Origin of the sequence: Myxococcus sp. AS-1-15 (genome assembly GCF_020037055.1) — a bacterium.
GTDB lineage: Bacteria > Myxococcota > Myxococcia > Myxococcales > Myxococcaceae > Myxococcus > Myxococcus fulvus.
This window is the reverse complement of sequence record NZ_JAIQDF010000011.1, coordinates 350,468-366,433: the sequence shown is the minus strand read 5'-3', so window position 1 is coordinate 366,433 and position 15,966 is coordinate 350,468. Positions and strand designations below refer to the sequence as shown.

Below are 15,966 nucleotides of genomic sequence, written 5' to 3'. Positions count from 1 at the left end.
ATGGCCAGCCTCACCGTCCGCAGTCCTGATGGCAAGGTCCGCGAGATCGCCCTGCACAAGCGCATCACCAGCATCGGCCGCAGCGCGGACAACGACATCGCGCTCGACGACCCCGGTGTCCCCGACAGCGCCCTGCACGTCACCTTCGACGGCACGCGCTACGAGGTGGGCACCCTGGGCGCCACCGTGCAGGTCAACGGCAAGAAGCGCGACACCCACGCGCTCGCCACCGGCGACGTGCTGCGCGTGGGCAACACGGAGCTGAAGTTCTCCCGCGAGGACGCCCCGCGCGCGCCCCCGCCCTCCACGCTCGCCCCGGCGCAGCGCGAGGCGCCGGCGACCAGGGACACGTCGGACTCACACACCACGGAGCTGCCCGGGGTGCCCGGCCGCGAGCTGGCCATGCTGCGCCGGCTCACCGCCTTCAGCGAGCGGCTGCTGGCGCTCTACGACGTGGAGCGCATCCTCGAGAGCCTGATGGACGAGGCCATCGAGGTGACGCGCGCCGACAAGGGCTTCCTCATCCTGATGGAGAGCGGAGACCCGAGAGTGAAGGTGGCGCGCAACGTGGCGCGCGAGAACATCGAGGACGCGGTGGAGAAGCTGTCCGACTCCATCATCGCCAAGGTGGTCAAGGAGCAGCGGCCCCTCATCGTCGCGGACGCGGTGGACGCCCCCGAGTTCAAGGCCAGCGAGTCCGTGGTCAACCTGCGCGTGCACTCGGTCATGTGCGTGCCGCTGATGCACAAGGGCGACCTGTTCGGCGTCATCTACGTGGGCAACGACCGGCTGGTGAACCGGTTCGAGCCCAAGAGCGCGGACATGCTCACCATCTTCGCGGCGCAGGCGTCGCTCGTCCTGCAGAACGCGATGCTGGTCAACGACCTCAAGCTGGACAACACGGAGCTGCGCCGCAAGCTGGAGGACCAGCGCTACGGCGACATCGTGGGCGCCTGCCAGGGCATGCGCGACGTCTACAAGCGCATCGATAAAATCGCGCCCACGGACATCTCCGTGCTCATCACCGGCGAGACGGGCACGGGCAAGGAGCTCATCGCCCGGGAGATCCACCGCCGCTCGCCGCGCCTGAAGGGCCCGTTCATCACCATCAACTGCGGCGCCATCCCGGAGAACCTCCTGGAGAGCGAGCTGTTCGGCCACGTGAAGGGCGCCTTCACCGGCGCGGTGGCCACCAAGGCGGGCAAGTTCCAGGCGGCCATCGGCGGCACGCTCTTCCTGGACGAGATTGGCGAGATGCCGCTGCAGCTCCAGGTGAAGCTCTTGCGCGCGCTCCAGGAGAAGATCGTCTACAAGGTCGGCGACAACCGGGGCGAGCCGGTGGACATCCGCGTCGTCGCCGCGACCAATAAAGTCCTCGAGGACGAGGTGAAGCGGAACACCTTCCGCGAGGACCTCTACTACCGCCTCAACGTCGTCACGCTGAAGCTGCCCCCGCTGCGCGAGCGCGGCGAGGACGTGGTGGTGCTGGGCCGGTTCTTCCTCCAGAAGTACTCGCGTGAGTTCAGCTCCCGGGCCAAGGGCTTCACCCCGTCCGCCGCGGTGGCCATGAAGAAGTACGGCTGGCCGGGCAACATCCGGGAGCTGGAGAACCGCATCAAGAAGGCCGTCGTGCTGTCCGACAAGCCGCTGCTGGGCCCGGACGACCTGGACCTCAAGCCGGAGAACCTGGACCCCATCATGCCGCTGCTCCAGGCCAAGGAAGAGTTCCAGAAGCGTTACATCAACGAAGTGCTGGCGCGAAACAACGGCAACCGGACCAAGACGGCCAAGGACCTGGGCGTGGACCCTCGCACCATCTTCCGTCACCTGGAGAAGCTGGAGGCGGAGAAGACCGGCCGGCCGCTGCCCCCCGAGGAGGGCGAGGAGCTGCTCTGACGGCGGCGCCCGACACACCGCGGATGGATTCGACGACGGCGCGAGCACCCAGGGACAGGCCACCCGGCCAGGGACGGGCGATGTGTGTCCTGGCCTCGGCCCTGGGCCTGCTGCTCGTCGGCTGTCTGTTGCCCCAGGACGACACCCTGCTCGACGACGTGCCCCGGTTCATGAACCGCTCGCCGCGCATCATCGAGTCGCTGGTGCTGCCCGAGGAGCGCATCATCCGGGACTTCGGCGCCACGCGGTGCGAGCTGACGTTCGAGGTCGCCGTGGAGGACCCGGACGTCGATGACCGCATCAAGGTGCACTGGTTCATCGACTACAACCCGCAGGACCCGCGCGGGCCCTACCGGGAGATCGCCCTCACCAACAACGGCGAGGCGCGCCGGCCGGACCGGGGCACGCTGCGCATCAACCTGGCCTCCGCGAACTCGGAGCTGAGCGCGCCGGGCCAGCACCTGGTGGAGGCCCTGGTGAGCGACGCGGAGCTGACGGACCGGCAGCCCGAGTCGCGCGTGGTGAACCTGCCCGACGGCGGCACCATCATCGACCCGGGCTTCGTCATCAGCTACACCTGGGTGGTGAACACGGTGCAGGGAGACTGCCGATGACCCGCGCTCCCGCCCGGCTCCTGGCCGCGCTGGTGCTGCTGTCGGGCAACACCCGCTGTGCCCTGTTGGACGAGCCCCCGGCGGACTCGCTCCTCGTCTGCACCTCCGACGCGGACTGCTCCGCCAACGAGACCTGCTTCGTCGACGGCTGCGGAGACCCGGGCCAGGACATCGTGGTGGAGGTGACGCCCAACCCGGCGCTGGGCCTGTACGCCCAGGACTTCCCGGTGGGGCGCCTGCGCGCCGAGCAGAACCTGCAGCTCTTCGGCGAGGCGTCCGTGCGGGGCCTGGTGACGCGCGCCACGGTGACGCCGCCCACGCCGTCGAGCAGCGCCACCCGCCCCTATTCGGATCCGCTCTTCGTGCGCGCCGTCGGCACCAGCGCCCTCATCCCGGGCGTGGCCCGCTACCACCAGGCGTTGCTCGTGCCCGACAACGGGCAGTGGACGCTCCCCGTCGCCAGCGGCCAGTACGCGGTGACGCTGCTGGCCGAGGACCCGGACGTGCCGCCCGTGACGAACACCGGCACCGTGTCCCCGGGCGAGACGCTCGCGATGCAGTGGCTGCTGCCCGCCTCCAACGCCGTCGTGCGGGTGCAGGGCCAGGTGGCGCTCCATGATGGCGCCCCCGTCCCCGCGGGGCTCGCGGTGGAGGCCCTGGACGCCCAGCTGCGTCCGCTGTCCCAGCGCATCCCGGTGACGGCCTCCACCGGGGCCTTCTCGCTGGCGCTGGCCCCGGAGGCCGCCAGCGCCAGCACCGTGCTCCTCCGGGTGACGGCGCTGCACGACGACGCGCTCATCCCCCAGCAGACCTTCCCCGTGGACCTCACGGCTCCGGTGGAGCTGGAGCTGGGAGACTTCGGCGCGCCGGTGCGCGTGACGGGCCGCGTGGTGGCGCAGGATGGCCGCCCCGTCGCCTCCGCCACCGTGTCGCTCCAGGGGCGCGTGAGCGGAGGCGGCACCTTCGCCAGCCCCCTGGCCACCACGGACCTGGAGGGCCGCTTCGAGCTGCGCTCACTGCCCAGCCCCGCCGAGGCGCCCCTGGAGCTGGTGGTGGTGCCGCCGCCCGGCGCCGCCTCCGGGCTCACCATCACCAACGCGGTGGTGCCGCGCACGGACACGGTGTTGCCGGACGTGGTCTGCGCCGAGCGACGCCTGGTGCGCGGCCTGCTGCGGCTGCCGGATGACACGACGCCCGCGGCCGGCGTGCGCCTGGTGGTGGAGCCCGTGGACACCGTCTCGGGGCGACGGCTGCCGCCCGACCTGGCCACGGAGACGATCACGGACGGCAACGGCGAATACACGCTGCGGTTGGACCCGGCGCTGTACCGGCTGGACGCCGTGCCCGGGGAGAACCTGCCGCGCATCGCCCGCTTCGTCTCGGTGGTGCCCGGCAGCGACGGCGTCGAGCAGGCGGTGTCCACCTTCTCCCTCCAGCGCGGGCGCACGCTGCGCGGACGCGCGCTGTCCTTCGCTCGCGAGCCGGGCGTGCCCCCGGGCCTGGCCTTCGCGTCCATCCGCTTCTACCGGGTGGTGAACGTGGAGGGCCGTCCCACCTCGGTGCTGCTGGCCCAGTCCGTGACGGACACGCTGGGCCGCTACACGGCGCTGCTGCCCATCCGCTGAAGGCCGCTCAGGGCGCCGAGGACCTCGCCGCGGGGCTCGCGCTCGCCGCCTTGAAGGCCGCGTGGAACGAGTCCACCGTGCCGCCCACCTCGTCCGCGTACTGCACCGCGTGCGTGGTGTAGAGGTCCAGCACCGCCTCCAGCCGGCGGTACACGGTGCGCAGCGGGGCGCGCTCGCGCGTCTGCAGGTCACACTGGGACTCGCGCTCACGCAGCCGCGTCAGCCACTCGGTGCGAAAGCGCATCCATTCCTGGTCCACGTCGCGCGCGGGCGACACGCGCACCAGCTTCTCGCGGCCCAGCTCCAGCTCGTCCCACAGCGCGCGGGCGCCGGCCAGACACTCCGGGAAGCCGAGCGTCACGGAGGCGGGCGGCAGCTTCTCCGGCGTCATGGCCGCCACCGAGCGGCTCACGTTCACGATGATCCACACCGAGAACAGCGAGGTGAGCGCGATGTAGAGCCCATACGCGGCACCACGGTAGCGGCGGAAGCGAGGGTCTTTGCGGGGGTCGGGAGCGGACACGGGGTCCAGGTCTTACGACCGTGGACCCCGCGTGGCAACGCTTCCGTGGTCTCCCCACCCGGCTGAGCGGGCGGGGGTGCGGCCGGGACTACTGACCGGCGGGGCTCGCCACCTGCTGGGCGGGCGCCGCGGCGGGGGCCACCGGGGCGGGCCCCGCGGCCTCCGTGTTGCCGCTCATGGCGCGCTTCACCATGGCGATGCGGCTGCGGAACTGCTGCTGGTACTGGCTGTTGAGGTAGCTGCCCGCGGCGTCACGCGCCGTCTCCAGCGCCTTCTCCATCTGCCCGACCTCCTGGTACGACTGGGCCAGCAGCAGCATGGCGTAGTCGCGCGTCTTGGAGGTGCGGTCGCCCTCGACGAAGCGCGCCAGCAGCGGCACGGCCTTGTCGTGCTTGCGCAGCTGGTTGTAGGCGGTGCCCAGGAAGAAGGACGCGTCCAGCGCCTGCTCGTTCGGGGGGTTCATGGCCAGGAAGCGCTCCATCTCCGCGACGACCTGGTCCATCTCGTTCTTGCGGAAGGCGATCTTCCCGCGCTCGAAGGCGACGTCGCCCGTCTCACGACGCAGGGACGAGGCCCGGTCGTTGAGCGCCTGACGCTCCAGCGAGCTGAGCCGGGAGGTGTCCAGCTTCATCAGCGCGTCGATGCCCTTGAGCCGCTCGTCGCCGGGCAGCGAGGTCATCATCTTGTAGACCTCCGCGGCGCCCCGCTGGGCCGTCTGGTGCGCGGACGTGTCCGCGCGCTGCTTCTCCAGCTGGCCCGTCAGGTCCGCCACCATCTTCTCCAGCCGCTCGCGCTCGTTCGTGGCACTGGAGGAGCGGGCGCTGGTGATCATCACCGCCGCGCCCACCGCGATGACGGCGAACAGCACATACGCCGCCGCGGAAGAAATCCACTGACGCTTCTGGAAGTCCTCGTGACGCTTGCCTACCGCCTTGACCTCCGCGTGGAGGTTCTTCAGCAGGTTGTCACTCTTGATGACGAGGTTGCGGGCCTCGACGACTTCGCGGCGGAGGTCCGCCAGTTCCTTATCAATCTCGGTCTTCGCCTGCTCTGGCATGGACATCTTCCTGGGCCCGGTAACGATCTCGGCCGACTCACGCATCGTAAGGAGTTCTCCCGGTCATACGGCGACAATTTCCGCAGCGGAACACCGCAATCGTTCCACCGCATTTCCGGAAGCGTTCAACCGGCTCGGCGCATGCCTGCTCGGGCTACAGGCCGCCCGTCAACGAGCGGGATGGCTCGGGCGGAAAAGTGTACGTCACACCCAGGGACATCCAGCTGCCTCCGAGGCTGAACGAGGCGATGCGCTTGTCCTGGTCGTTCAGCGCCGGGCCCACGGGTCCGCGAAGGAACATGAACCGGTACTCGGCGGAAAGGCCCCAGCGGGGGGACAGCCGCCAGGTGGCCCCCAGCGAGCCCGCCCAGGCCTGGGTGGTCTTGTCCTCCAGCTTCTCTCCGGACAGCTTGGAGCTGGCGATGGCCGGCCCCGTGGCGAGCCCCGCGAAGGGCACCAGGCCATACGGGCCGATCTCCGGGAGCACCGTCTGGAAGCGCACGCCCACCAGCGCGCCGTAGCCCAGCGTCTCCAGGCTGCGCTCGACGGGCGCGGCGCCCTCCAGGCCGGGACTGTTGAGGTACAGCTTGGAGCCGGTGAAGAAGAGGTCGATGCCCAGCTCCACCAGGTCGGAGATGGAGTAGGCGAAGGTCGCCACGCCGAGCGGACCACCGTCCGTCTCGCGCGCCCGTGGCAGGCCCCTGTTCGCCCCGACGTCGTACCAGGTCTTGTAGAGCGTCTCGTTGGAGGTGACGCGCCAGCCCCCCTGCACGGTGATGCGCCCCACTCCCGCCAGCGACGTGGGGAGGGGCTCCTCCTCGTCCTGGGCGACGGCGGGAGTGGCGAAGAGCAGGACGAGGGGCGGCAGGAGGCGACGGAGCATCGGACTCGGAGGCGAAGGTCAGGTGCGCTTGGAGCAGCGCACGGCGATTTCCAGGAAGGTCGTCCGCTGACGACACAGCGACGCGACCACGCAGCGGACGACACACAAGGCCCCGAACTCGCGGAGCACCACGCCCAGGTTGGACACCACGTCTCGCAGGGTGATGACACCGCGCATGTGGCCGCTCCCGTGTGCGTTGCCGTGAGGGGTGCTCGTCCTGGACGTCCGTGCCGGGGAACGCCCGGTGCTACAGGCGTGTGGCCCACCGTAGCAGTGACCTCCCACGGGTCAACTTTCCGGCCAGGTCAACGGGCGCGGCGCTCCAGCTCCAGCAGCGGCATCTCCAGCACCACCACCGTGCCGTGGCTGCACGGGGGATGGAAGTCGGCCCGGTCCAGTTCGCCCAGCAGCGCGCGCAGCTGCGCGTCCGTGAGCGGCACGGTGTTCGCCTTGCGCGCGGCGTGACAGGCCAGCACCCGCACCGCCTCCGCCAGCGTGACGGCGTCCAGCGTGGCGCCCCGAGGCGGCAGCGCGCGCGCCAGGGCCTCCAGCAGCGAGCGCGCATCGGCGCCCTCGAGCCCCGGCGGCACCGTCTTGAGCGCCACGGTGGTGCCACCGAAGGGCTCCACGTCGACGCCCAGCCGGCAGAGCGCCTCGCGGCCCTCGACGAGCGACTTGGCCACCGCGACGGGGAACTCCAGCGTGGTGCCGAACAGCGACGGCGCCGGAGGGCCCTTCTCGTCCTCGAGCGCGCGCAGGTATGTCGTCAGCCGGGCCCGCTCCAGCGCCGCGTGCGGGTCCAGGACCACCAGCGTGCCGCCCGGTCCCTCGCAGATGTGGAAGCGGCCGCCCAGCAGGCCCATGGGCCTGAGCGCGGCGAAGTAGCCCGGCGGAGGGGCCTCGTTGAGCTGGGGCTGGGCCTCGCCGAACGCGGGCGGGCGCATGCCGGTGTGGGCGAAGGGCAGCGGCGCGGGAATCCCGGCCATGGGGCCGGGGGCGCCGGACAGGGGCGCGGGGCCCGGACCGGGCGAGGCGGCGTCCAGCGTGGTGGGCAGCGGGCCGCCCCACGACGCCTCCTGCGCGCGGGTGAGGAAGCGCTCCACGGCGTGCGCGTAGTGCGCGGCGTCTCGCGGCGTGTTGCCCAGGGCGGCCTGGGCGTCGGCGCCGGTGCCCAGCCAGGGGGCCGCGCGCAGCATGCGGTTGAGCGCGGCGCTGATGGCCTCGTACACGCCGCGCGCATCGGAGAAGCGGACCTCCAGCTTCTGCGGGTGGACGTTGACGTCCACGGCGACGGGGTCCACGTCGATGTTCAGCACCACCACCGGCTGACGTCCGGCGGCGAGGAAGTCCTGGTACGCGCGCTGGATGGTGCCGATGAGGCCGCGGTCCCTCACGAAGCGGCGGTTGACGAAGGTGTAGAGGCCGCGCGCGTTGGGGAAGGTGAACTCGGGCGAGGCCGCGTACCCGGTGACGCTGACGCCCAGCCGGCGCTCCTCGACGGGGAACAGGTGCGGGTGACAGGCGGGCCCCAGGGCCGCGGCGATGCGCTCGCGCGGGTCCTCGGGACAGGCCGCGCTGGAGAACAGCTCGTTGCCCTCGTGGGTGGCGAAGAAGCCCACGTCCGGGTTGGCCAGGGCCAGCCGGACGACGGCCTCCTCGGCGTGCTTGAGCTCGGTGTCGCCCCGGCGCAGGAACTTGCGGCGCGCGGGCACGTTGAAGAACAGGTCCTCCACGGTGATGATCGTGCCGGTGCGCGGCGGGGCGTCCTCCACCACCACGTCCACCCCACCCTCCAGCGTCACCCGCGTGCCCACGTCCGCGCCGACCTCCGCGGTGTGCAGGCTGAAGCGGGACACGGAGGCGATGGCGGGCACCGCCTCACCGCGAAACCCCATGGAGTCGATGTGGAACAGGTCGTCCAGCTCGCGCAGCTTGCTGGTGGCGTGGCGGTCCAGACAGAGCGTGGCGTCCTGGCGGCCCATGCCGTGTCCATCGTCGGACACGATGATGCGGTCCACGCCCCCACCCGACAGGTCCACGCGCACGGTGCTCGCCCCGGCATCGAGCGAGTTCTCCACCAGCTCCTTCACGACGGACGCGGGCCGCTCCACCACCTCGCCGGCGGCGATCTTGTTGATGAGGACGTCACTGAGACGGGCGATGCGTGCCATGGCAATCGTCCACCCTCCGCCACCCGGACGACGTTGTCCAGCAAGACAGAGCCGTGCAGGCTGACATTCGAGAGCGGCTGGGCTAACAGGAGACCTCGCGTATGGACGAGTCACGACCAGGCAAGGGACGGCTGCGTGTCGCGGTGACGGGAGCCAGCGGCGAGTACGGGAAGCTGTTGCTGCCCCGGCTCGAGCGCGATCCGGAGGTGGAGAGCATCGTCGTGCTGGACGTGAACCGTCCCGAGGGCGCCAAGGTGGAGTTCCACCGGGTGGACCTCACGCGGCACGACGCCGAGAGCGAGCTCACCGACGCGCTGACCGAGCGCCCCGTGGACGCGCTCTACCACCTGGCGTTCCTGTTCGGCCCCATCCGCAACGGCTCGCTGGCGCACGAGCTGGAGGTCATCGGCACGATGAACGTGCTGACCGCGGCGGGCCGCGCGCGCATCCCCCGGCTGGTGGTGCCGTCGATGACGGCCGTCTATGGAGCGCGGGGGAACAACCCGGCGCTCCTGCGCGAGGACTCGCCGCTGCAGGGCTGTCCGCACAGCCGCTTCGTCACCGACAAGGTGGAGGTGGAGGGACAGGTCCGCGCGTTCCGTGAGCGGCACCCCGAGATGAAGGTGCTCGTGCTGCGCTTCGCGCCGGTGCTGGGGGCCGCGTTCGAGAGCCCCGTCACGCGGCTGCTGACGCGCACCTCCGTGGTTCCCACCCTGCTGGGGTTCGACCCGCTGTGGCAGGGGCTGCACGAGGAGGACGCGGGGCGGGCGCTGCACCTGGCGCTGCGGGCGGAGGCGTCCGGGGAGTTCAACATCGTTGGCCAAGGCGTACTCCCGCTGTCCGGCCTCATCCGACAGGCGGGTGCCCGGCCGCTCCCCCTGCCCGGCCCATTGTTCCGTGGCGCACTCCATGCGCTGGATGTGGTTGGAGCGGACACGTTGCCCGTAGCCCTTCTCGACTACATCCATTACTCGTGGGTGGCCGACGGCGAGCGCGCGGAGACTGCCCTCGGCTTCATCCCCTTCCACCACGTCAGGGACGCCGCGGCGGCGCTCAAGAGGAGCTAGAGATGGCCAAGGGTGTCCTCGGGAACGATCCTTTCCAGCGCGGAGCCGCCTCCCGCGAGGGTGAGCGCACGAAACCCGGCACCCCTCCGCGGGACCGCCCGCCCTCCGAGCGCGAGGGCACGGCGACGCAGAAGGCCCACTCGAAGAACGGGGCCGATGCGAAGAAGCAGCCCGCTCGTGGAAAGCCCGCATCCGGGAAGGCGAAGTCCCGTGGTCCCGAGGCCCGGGGCTCGGAGCAGAACGGGCGCGTCCAGCCGAAGGACGCGAAGAAGTCCGCGCCTTCTTCCGCGCGCGACGCCGACAACCGGAACAGCACGGCCGCGCGGAGTGCGGCTCGGAACAACAAGGGCGCGAAAGGTGAGTCGAATGGAGAGCAGCGCCCCGCCAACACGAGGCCTGCCTCGACGTCGCGAAACAACAAGGCCGCACGCGGCGCCCCGGCCCGGGGGAAGCCGCCGTCCACCTCCACGCAGGGCTCGCCTTCACGAGGCTCCGCTGGCGAAAGGGATGGCCTGAAGCGGCCCCTCACCACCACAGCACGTGGCACGCCCTCTGAAACCAACAAGGGCGCCTCCGATACGAGCGAGCGCGCGCTCCACGCGGGCGCCACCCCGGGTGAGAGCAGGCCGCGTGGAGAAGCCACCACCGCTGCGGGCGACTCCCGTGGAACTTCGACGCCTCCGCTCGACCCATCTCACGCGGCCAGCTCTCAGGCTCCGGTCGCCGCCAGCCACTCCTCGCGTGGTACCGGCACGTCCGCCAGCAGCCCGCTCGCCGCGACGGAGAACGAAGTGGAGCCGCTGCGCGAGCCCGCGGCGCCGGTGACGCCGCGAGCAGCCCCACCGTCTCGGCCCCCCGCGGTGCTCGAGGAGCGCGCCGCGGAGCGGACGCCCCAGCAGCGCAACGTGGACCACGCGCTCGCGGAGGCCCTGGCCGCCGAGGTGGCCGAGGTCACCGCGAAGCACGCCGTGGACGAAGCCATGGACCGACGCGCCGGCCGCGAGGAGGCCACGGACCGGCTGCTCGCCACGGAGATGGCCACCGGACTGGCGGAGGCCGCAGTGGAGGAGGTCCTCGACCACAGCCCCGTCACTCGCAAGCCGGAGCACGAGCGCGAGCTCGCCGCCACCGTCGCCGCGCAGGTCGCCGAGAGCGCCGCCGAGCTCGCCGTCGCCGAGGTGATGGTCCACCGCTCCGCCGAGCCGCCCTTCACCGACTCCTTCGAGGAGCGCGCCACGGTGGGCTTCCTCGACGAGCTGGCCGAGGACGAAGAGGTCTCCACGCTGGAGCTGCGCGAGGACCTGGCCATGGCCGGCGCCGTGCTGGAGCTCGAGGACCTCGACGAGACCCCCGAGGAGGTCGAGGACGGCTGGGAGCGGACCATCTCCAGGCCCGTGGTGGACAGCACCTTCCAGGCGCCCGAGGTGGAAATGCCAGACACGACGCGCGACGAGTTCCCCCCGGGTCGCCGAGGCCCGCTGTCCCTGGTGCCCCCCTCGCGAGACGACGCCTTTCACGGCGCCTCCTCCGAGCCCGCTCACGACGCCGGGTCCCCCCGTCCCCTCGCCCAGCGCGCCAGCGGCATGTTCGCCCTGGCCCGGGAGATCGCCGGACAGGCGCTGGCCAGCGAGGGACTGGGACGCGCGTGGGGCGCGATGAACGGCATGCTGGACGCGGTGCGCGCGGGCCTGGGAACGGGCGGCGGCGCGCACCTGGACGAGTACGGCAAGGACCCGTCCCTCGTCGAACGGCTGGAGCCGGTGCTCGAGTTCCTCTACGGCCAGTACTGGCGGGTCTCCGCGCAGGGGACGGACCACATCCCCGGCGGCGCCGTCATCCTGGTGGCGAACCACTCGGGTGCCCTGCCCTACGACGGCCTCGTGATGTCGCTCACGCTCGGTCGTGAGCGGCCGGACCTGCGCGAGTCACGCTGGCTCGTGGAGGACCAGGTCTTCCACGCGCCCATGCTGGGCACGCTCTTCAACCGCCTGGGCGCGGTGCGCGCGTGCCCGGAGAACGCGCTGCGGCTGCTCGACGAGCAGCGCCCCCTCGTCGTCTTCCCCGAGGGCTACCAGGGCCTCAGCAAGCCCTTCGGTGAGCGCTATCGCCTCAAGCGCTTCGGGCGCGGCGGCTTCGTGAAGCTCGCGCTGCGCACGGGCGCGCCCATCGTCCCGGTGGCCATCGTCGGCGCGGAGGAGACATCGCCGATGCTCGGCCGCATCCCCGCGAGCTTCCTCGGCCTGCCCTACCTGCCGCTGATGCCAGGTCCCCTGCCCCTGCCCGCCAAGTGGAGCATCCGCTTCGGCGAGCCCATCGCCATGGACGGGCTGCCCCCCGAGGCCGCGGACGATCTGGGCGAGGTGGGACGACTCACCGAGCGCACCCGCGAGGCCATCCAGGGCATGCTCCACTCCCTGCTGCGCGAGCGGCGCTCCGTCTTCGCGGGCTGAAGCGGGGGACCCCACCGCTTCGCGCGAAGCCTCCGCGCGGAGCCCTCAGCCGACGACGCGGTTGCGGCCCGTCGTCTTCGCCTCGAAGAGCTTCTCGTCCGCCGCGCGCACCAGGTCTCCGGGCTCGCGGTGGCGAGGCTCCAGCACCGCCACGCCCAGGGAGATGGTGACGGGGATGGCCTGACGGTCGAACTCGAAGCGCTGCTTCTCCACCAGCCGGCGCACCTTCTCGGCGAGCTGACGCGCGCCCGTCAGAGCGACCTCGGGCAACAGGACGGCGAACTCCTCACCGCCGTAGCGGGCGAAGACGTCCTCGCGGCGGATGCGCGTGCGCACCGTGGACGCCAGCTGCTTGAGCACCGAGTCCCCCGCGAGGTGGCCGAACTTGTCGTTCACCTTCTTGAAGTGGTCGATGTCGATCAACACCAGCGACAGCCCGCGCTCGTACCGGCGGCTGCGGGACAGCTCCCGGTCCAGCTGCTCGTCGAAATAGCGCCGGTTGTAGATCTGCGTCAGGCCGTCCATCGTGGTCAGCCGGTAGATCTCATCGTGGTACGCCGCCTCGATGTTGCCGCCGGCGATGTACTTGAAGATGGTGCGGCCGATCTTCACCAGGTCGCCGTTGCGCAGCTCGCGAACCCCCTCCACCAGCTCGTCGTTGATGAACGTGCCGTTGGTGGAGCCCGCGTCGCGGATCCGCACGCCCTCCCGGGTATTGGAGATGGCCGCGTGGTTGCGACTCACCGACTCCTGGTCGATCTGGATGTCCGACTTCGACGAGCGACCAATCAGGGTCTCCTCGCGCGTCAAATCGTGCTTCCGACCCAGGTCCAATCCGTAGATCACGACCAGCGCCGCGTCGAGGTTGACCGGCCGGTCGGAGATCTTGGAGATGACCGTGACGACCGTCTCGTTCTGCACCACTCCTCCAGCGAACGACCCTCGGGACGCTACCACCCTGCAAAACAAGAAAGCGAGTCAGAGCACGTGACTCCGGGTAGGGAATCCGCGCCTGACCTAGGGAATATCCACGCCTCGCAGGGCCGAGACCGCGGGCCGGAGCAGGCGACCTTCGGGGTCCTCCAGTGACGCGATGAGTGACACCCCCAGGCCGGAGCAGCTCGCCGGCAGCCGGAGCTCCACCTCGCCCGAGGTGGGAGATGAGGCCGTGTCACTCACGAGGACCTCCTCGCACCCCTTGGCGCCGCCCCTTACCACGATGCGCACGCGGCCGTCCGCCTCCGCGCTGGTCCCCAGGCGGAAACCGGTGACCCGCACCCGCACGGCGCTCCCCCGGGTGAGCCGCTGTCCCTCCAGCTCCGGATAGAGCCAGGCCACCTCGGGACGTCCCACGTCCAGGGACGACGCGGCCTGGGTCAGGTCCCCCACATGGTCGAGCCCGGGCCCATCGGCCGCGGCCAGTCGCGAGGGCCCCAGCTCATCCCGCGAGTCCCGCCCCGTCACCTGCAACACCTCCGTGCGCAAGAGCGAGCGCGAGCCCTGGTGGTCCCCGAAGAAGGTCCGGTCCTCGATGCCCATGGGCGCCCGGGGAACCCGGACCCCGTCCTCCAGGTCATCGGGAGAGACGAGCACCGTCCACCTGCGCCCGAGGCGGTTGGTGAAGACGACGCGGATCAACGTCGCGGGCCCGTCCACCTCGCCGCGCAGCTCACGCGGCCCCAGCCCCCGGGCCTCCGCCGCGCCATCGAAGTTGTAGCGGACGTCCTCGGGGATGGGCAGGAAGCCCGACCAGGTCTGCACCGGGTGCTCCCCCGACGGGTCGAACAGCGGCCCCGCCAGGTCCGCCACCACCAGGCTCGTCGCCACGCCGGCCGAGGCATCATCCCGCGCCGCCCGGGACGAGGCGCCCATGAGCAGGCGGTAGGGCTGCCCCTCCAGCCCGTGGTGCGCGGGGGCCATGCGCACGAACATCACGCCGGGCTGTCCCAGCCGCGAGTCCGCGTCCGTGTTCGGATCCGCCGGCGCGACATTGGCGGCGGCGCCCAGGCCCAGCGGCACGAGCCCTCGACCCGGCGCGGCCACGGTGCTCAGCACATAGGCCCGGTCCAGATACGCACCCCGGTAGCGAGGCAGCGCCGGGACGCGCACGGCGAACGGGAACGCCAGCCGCACGCCCTCGAAGTCGAGCGACACCCCCTCCGGATATGTCACCGCGTCCGGTCGGGGCCCGCCCTCGACGAGGCCCGGCGTGGGGACCAGGCGGAAGGACGCGTCGCGCACCACCGACGAGTGGAAGTCGGGCGACAGCACCAGCAGCCGACCCAGCATCAGCAGCGGATCCATGCCCAGGTCGAACGCGTTGAGGGGCAGCTCCGCCACCGGCAGGCCTCCCGTCACGGCCCACGCCGAGCGCGTGCCGCACGTGCCCATCGCGATGGACAGCTCCGGCTCCAACACGCCCGACAGCGACAAGTCACACACCCCCGCCACGCCCGGCGCGGACACCCGCGGCGCGACCCCTCCTTCCACCCACAACGCCGTGCCCGACGGCAGCGACAGCCTGCGCGTGCCGCCCGCATCCACCTCCACCTCGCGCTCGAACCCCAGCAACGTCTCCGTCGAGACCTCGGAGAAGAGTCCCGGCACCGACAGGCCCGTCAATCCCAGCCGCAGCCGCGACCGCGTCGTCAACGGAGGCGGCGTGACGACGCGCGGCTCGACGAAGTCGACCTGGAGTCCACCCGAGAGGTCCAACGGATTGCGCCGCAGCGCGAGTCGCAGGTCGCGCCCCTCCTCGACCTCATGGCGGGCCAGGGTGAGGTAGCCGAAGTCCGGGTGGAAGGCCGTCACGCCCACCGTCCCCGACGCGGGCACCCAGGTGGCGCCGTCCAGCCCCGTCAGCGCCGTGTCGAGCACCTCGCCCTTCTCATTGGAGATGGCGATGGTGGTGAGCGGCAGGGAGCGTCCCGTCAGCTCATCCACCACCAGCACGCGGAGCCCGCCGTCGGGGACCTCGGGGCTCAGCACGGTGACATTCGCGGAGCAGACCGCCGAGCCGACGCGGACGGTGACGGCCTCGCGATCCACACCGGGTTCGCCCAGCACGAGCGCGACCCGGGGCCCGGAGCCGCCCCCCTTCACCCTCGGCGCGCGCGCCTCCCACGCGATTCCGTCAAGGGGGACCACGGGCCTGCCCGCGGCGTCACGCACCCACACGTTGAAGACGACGGAGGTGCCTGGGCGCCCGATGACGACGTCCGGCGTCACCTGACACGAGGCCGCGAGCACGGGCGCTGGCGGCGCCACGCAGGCGCCATCGCGACAGACCTCGTCCACCTCGCAGTCCGCGTCCGCCGCGCACAGCGCCGCCATGCACCGGTTCATGTCGCACTCGCACCCCATTGGAGCGTCGCACATGGGCAGCGCGTACTCCTGACGCCGGGCCGAGCCACAGTCCGCGCGCGTGCGACACGCGGGCTCACAGCGGGACTGCGCGGTGTTGCAGAAGAAGAGCGCGGGGTCCGGGCAGTCCTGGTCCACCGCGCACGCCGTCGGCTTGGGCTTGGGCTCCGCGGGGATGCCAGGGGTCGAGTCGAACGCGTCACCACAGCCCGCCAGCATCCCCAGCACACACACGAGGGCCGACAGCAGGTAGGGACGAAGCGAGCGACTCATGCGATGCGGCTCCCGGGGGGCGGAACACCCTCGACCTTACAGGG

General features: G+C 71.4%; 12 protein-coding genes. 5 read left to right on the top strand and 7 right to left on the bottom strand.

Features of this window, described 5'->3' with window-relative positions; translation table 11 throughout:
* The 3 genes from K8625_RS28350 (at position 1) to K8625_RS28340 (ending at position 4,135) form a co-directional block, all read left to right on the top strand.
* Positions 1-1,896, top strand: a complete 1,896-nt coding sequence (locus K8625_RS28350; RefSeq protein WP_223749902.1) for a sigma 54-interacting transcriptional regulator — start codon at positions 1-3, stop codon at positions 1,894-1,896.
* A gap of 80 nt (positions 1,897-1,976) precedes the next feature.
* On the top strand, positions 1,977-2,510 hold the full coding sequence (locus K8625_RS28345; protein ID WP_141331004.1) for a hypothetical protein: 534 nt from the start codon (positions 1,977-1,979) through the stop codon (positions 2,508-2,510).
* Positions 2,507-4,135 carry a carboxypeptidase-like regulatory domain-containing protein gene (locus K8625_RS28340; RefSeq protein ID WP_223749903.1) on the top strand — a complete coding sequence of 543 codons (1,629 nt, stop codon included), beginning with the start codon at positions 2,507-2,509 and terminating at the stop codon, positions 4,133-4,135. The genes K8625_RS28345 and K8625_RS28340 overlap by 4 nt, the downstream gene beginning before the upstream one ends.
* Positions 4,136-4,142: 7 nt before the next feature.
* Here the strand turns inward: K8625_RS28340 and K8625_RS28335 are convergent, their stop codons facing one another.
* From K8625_RS28335 to mutL, 5 genes are all read right to left on the bottom strand, one after another.
* Positions 4,143-4,658 carry a hypothetical protein gene (locus tag K8625_RS28335; protein ID WP_223784449.1) on the bottom strand — a complete coding sequence of 172 codons (516 nt, stop codon included), beginning with the start codon at positions 4,656-4,658 and terminating at the stop codon, positions 4,143-4,145.
* An 88-nt stretch (positions 4,659-4,746) separates the two neighbouring features.
* Entirely contained in the window at positions 4,747-5,715 is a 969-nt protein-coding gene (locus K8625_RS28330) for a tol-pal system YbgF family protein (RefSeq protein ID WP_370640404.1), read from the bottom strand.
* Positions 5,716-5,869: 154 nt separating this feature from the next.
* Entirely contained in the window at positions 5,870-6,598 is a 729-nt protein-coding gene (locus K8625_RS28325) for an outer membrane protein (protein WP_223784448.1), read from the bottom strand.
* 18 nt (positions 6,599-6,616) lie between these two features.
* Entirely contained in the window at positions 6,617-6,775 is a 159-nt protein-coding gene (locus K8625_RS28320) for a hypothetical protein (RefSeq protein ID WP_170300476.1), read from the bottom strand.
* A gap of 128 nt (positions 6,776-6,903) precedes the next feature.
* Positions 6,904-8,769, bottom strand: coding sequence for a DNA mismatch repair endonuclease MutL (mutL, locus tag K8625_RS28315; RefSeq protein WP_223784447.1), 1,866 nt, complete (start codon positions 8,767-8,769; stop codon positions 6,904-6,906).
* 101 nt (positions 8,770-8,870) lie between these two features.
* Between mutL and K8625_RS28310 the strand changes: the two genes are divergently transcribed.
* Both K8625_RS28310 and K8625_RS28305 read left to right on the top strand, forming a co-directional pair.
* Positions 8,871-9,836 (top strand): SDR family oxidoreductase, encoded by a 966-nt coding sequence (locus K8625_RS28310; protein ID WP_223749908.1) that lies wholly within the window; start codon positions 8,871-8,873, stop codon positions 9,834-9,836.
* Between the two features lie 791 nt (positions 9,837-10,627).
* Positions 10,628-12,286 carry a lysophospholipid acyltransferase family protein gene (locus tag K8625_RS28305; protein WP_223749909.1) on the top strand — a complete coding sequence of 553 codons (1,659 nt, stop codon included), beginning with the start codon at positions 10,628-10,630 and terminating at the stop codon, positions 12,284-12,286.
* A 45-nt stretch (positions 12,287-12,331) separates the two neighbouring features.
* On the opposite strand, the gene K8625_RS28300 is transcribed toward K8625_RS28305, so the two are convergent.
* A complete protein-coding gene (locus tag K8625_RS28300) occupies positions 12,332-13,207 on the bottom strand; it encodes a GGDEF domain-containing protein (RefSeq protein WP_046717966.1) in 876 nt (291 codons plus the stop codon).
* A 96-nt stretch (positions 13,208-13,303) separates the two neighbouring features.
* Entirely contained in the window at positions 13,304-15,922 is a 2,619-nt protein-coding gene (locus K8625_RS28295) for a carboxypeptidase regulatory-like domain-containing protein (protein ID WP_223784446.1), read from the bottom strand.
* Positions 15,923-15,966 lie beyond the last annotated feature (44 nt).

What these genes read in the sequence shown, in the direction of transcription:
- K8625_RS28350 (WP_223749902.1), top strand. Translation starts at nt 1, where the DNA reads ATGGCCAGCCTCACCGTCCGCAGTCCTGATGGCAAGGTCCGCGAGATC.
- K8625_RS28345 (WP_141331004.1), top strand. Translation starts at nt 1,977, where the DNA reads ATGTGTGTCCTGGCCTCGGCCCTGGGCCTGCTGCTCGTCGGCTGTCTG.
- K8625_RS28340 (WP_223749903.1), top strand. Translation starts at nt 2,507, where the DNA reads ATGACCCGCGCTCCCGCCCGGCTCCTGGCCGCGCTGGTGCTGCTGTCG.
- K8625_RS28330 (WP_370640404.1), bottom strand. Translation starts at nt 5,715, where the DNA reads ATGCCAGAGCAGGCGAAGACCGAGATTGATAAGGAACTGGCGGACCTC.
- K8625_RS28325 (WP_223784448.1), bottom strand. Translation starts at nt 6,598, where the DNA reads ATGCTCCGTCGCCTCCTGCCGCCCCTCGTCCTGCTCTTCGCCACTCCC.
- K8625_RS28320 (WP_170300476.1), bottom strand. Translation starts at nt 6,775, where the DNA reads ATGCGCGGTGTCATCACCCTGCGAGACGTGGTGTCCAACCTGGGCGTG.
- mutL (WP_223784447.1), bottom strand. Translation starts at nt 8,769, where the DNA reads ATGGCACGCATCGCCCGTCTCAGTGACGTCCTCATCAACAAGATCGCC.
- K8625_RS28310 (WP_223749908.1), top strand. Translation starts at nt 8,871, where the DNA reads ATGGACGAGTCACGACCAGGCAAGGGACGGCTGCGTGTCGCGGTGACG.
- K8625_RS28295 (WP_223784446.1), bottom strand. Translation starts at nt 15,922, where the DNA reads ATGAGTCGCTCGCTTCGTCCCTACCTGCTGTCGGCCCTCGTGTGTGTG.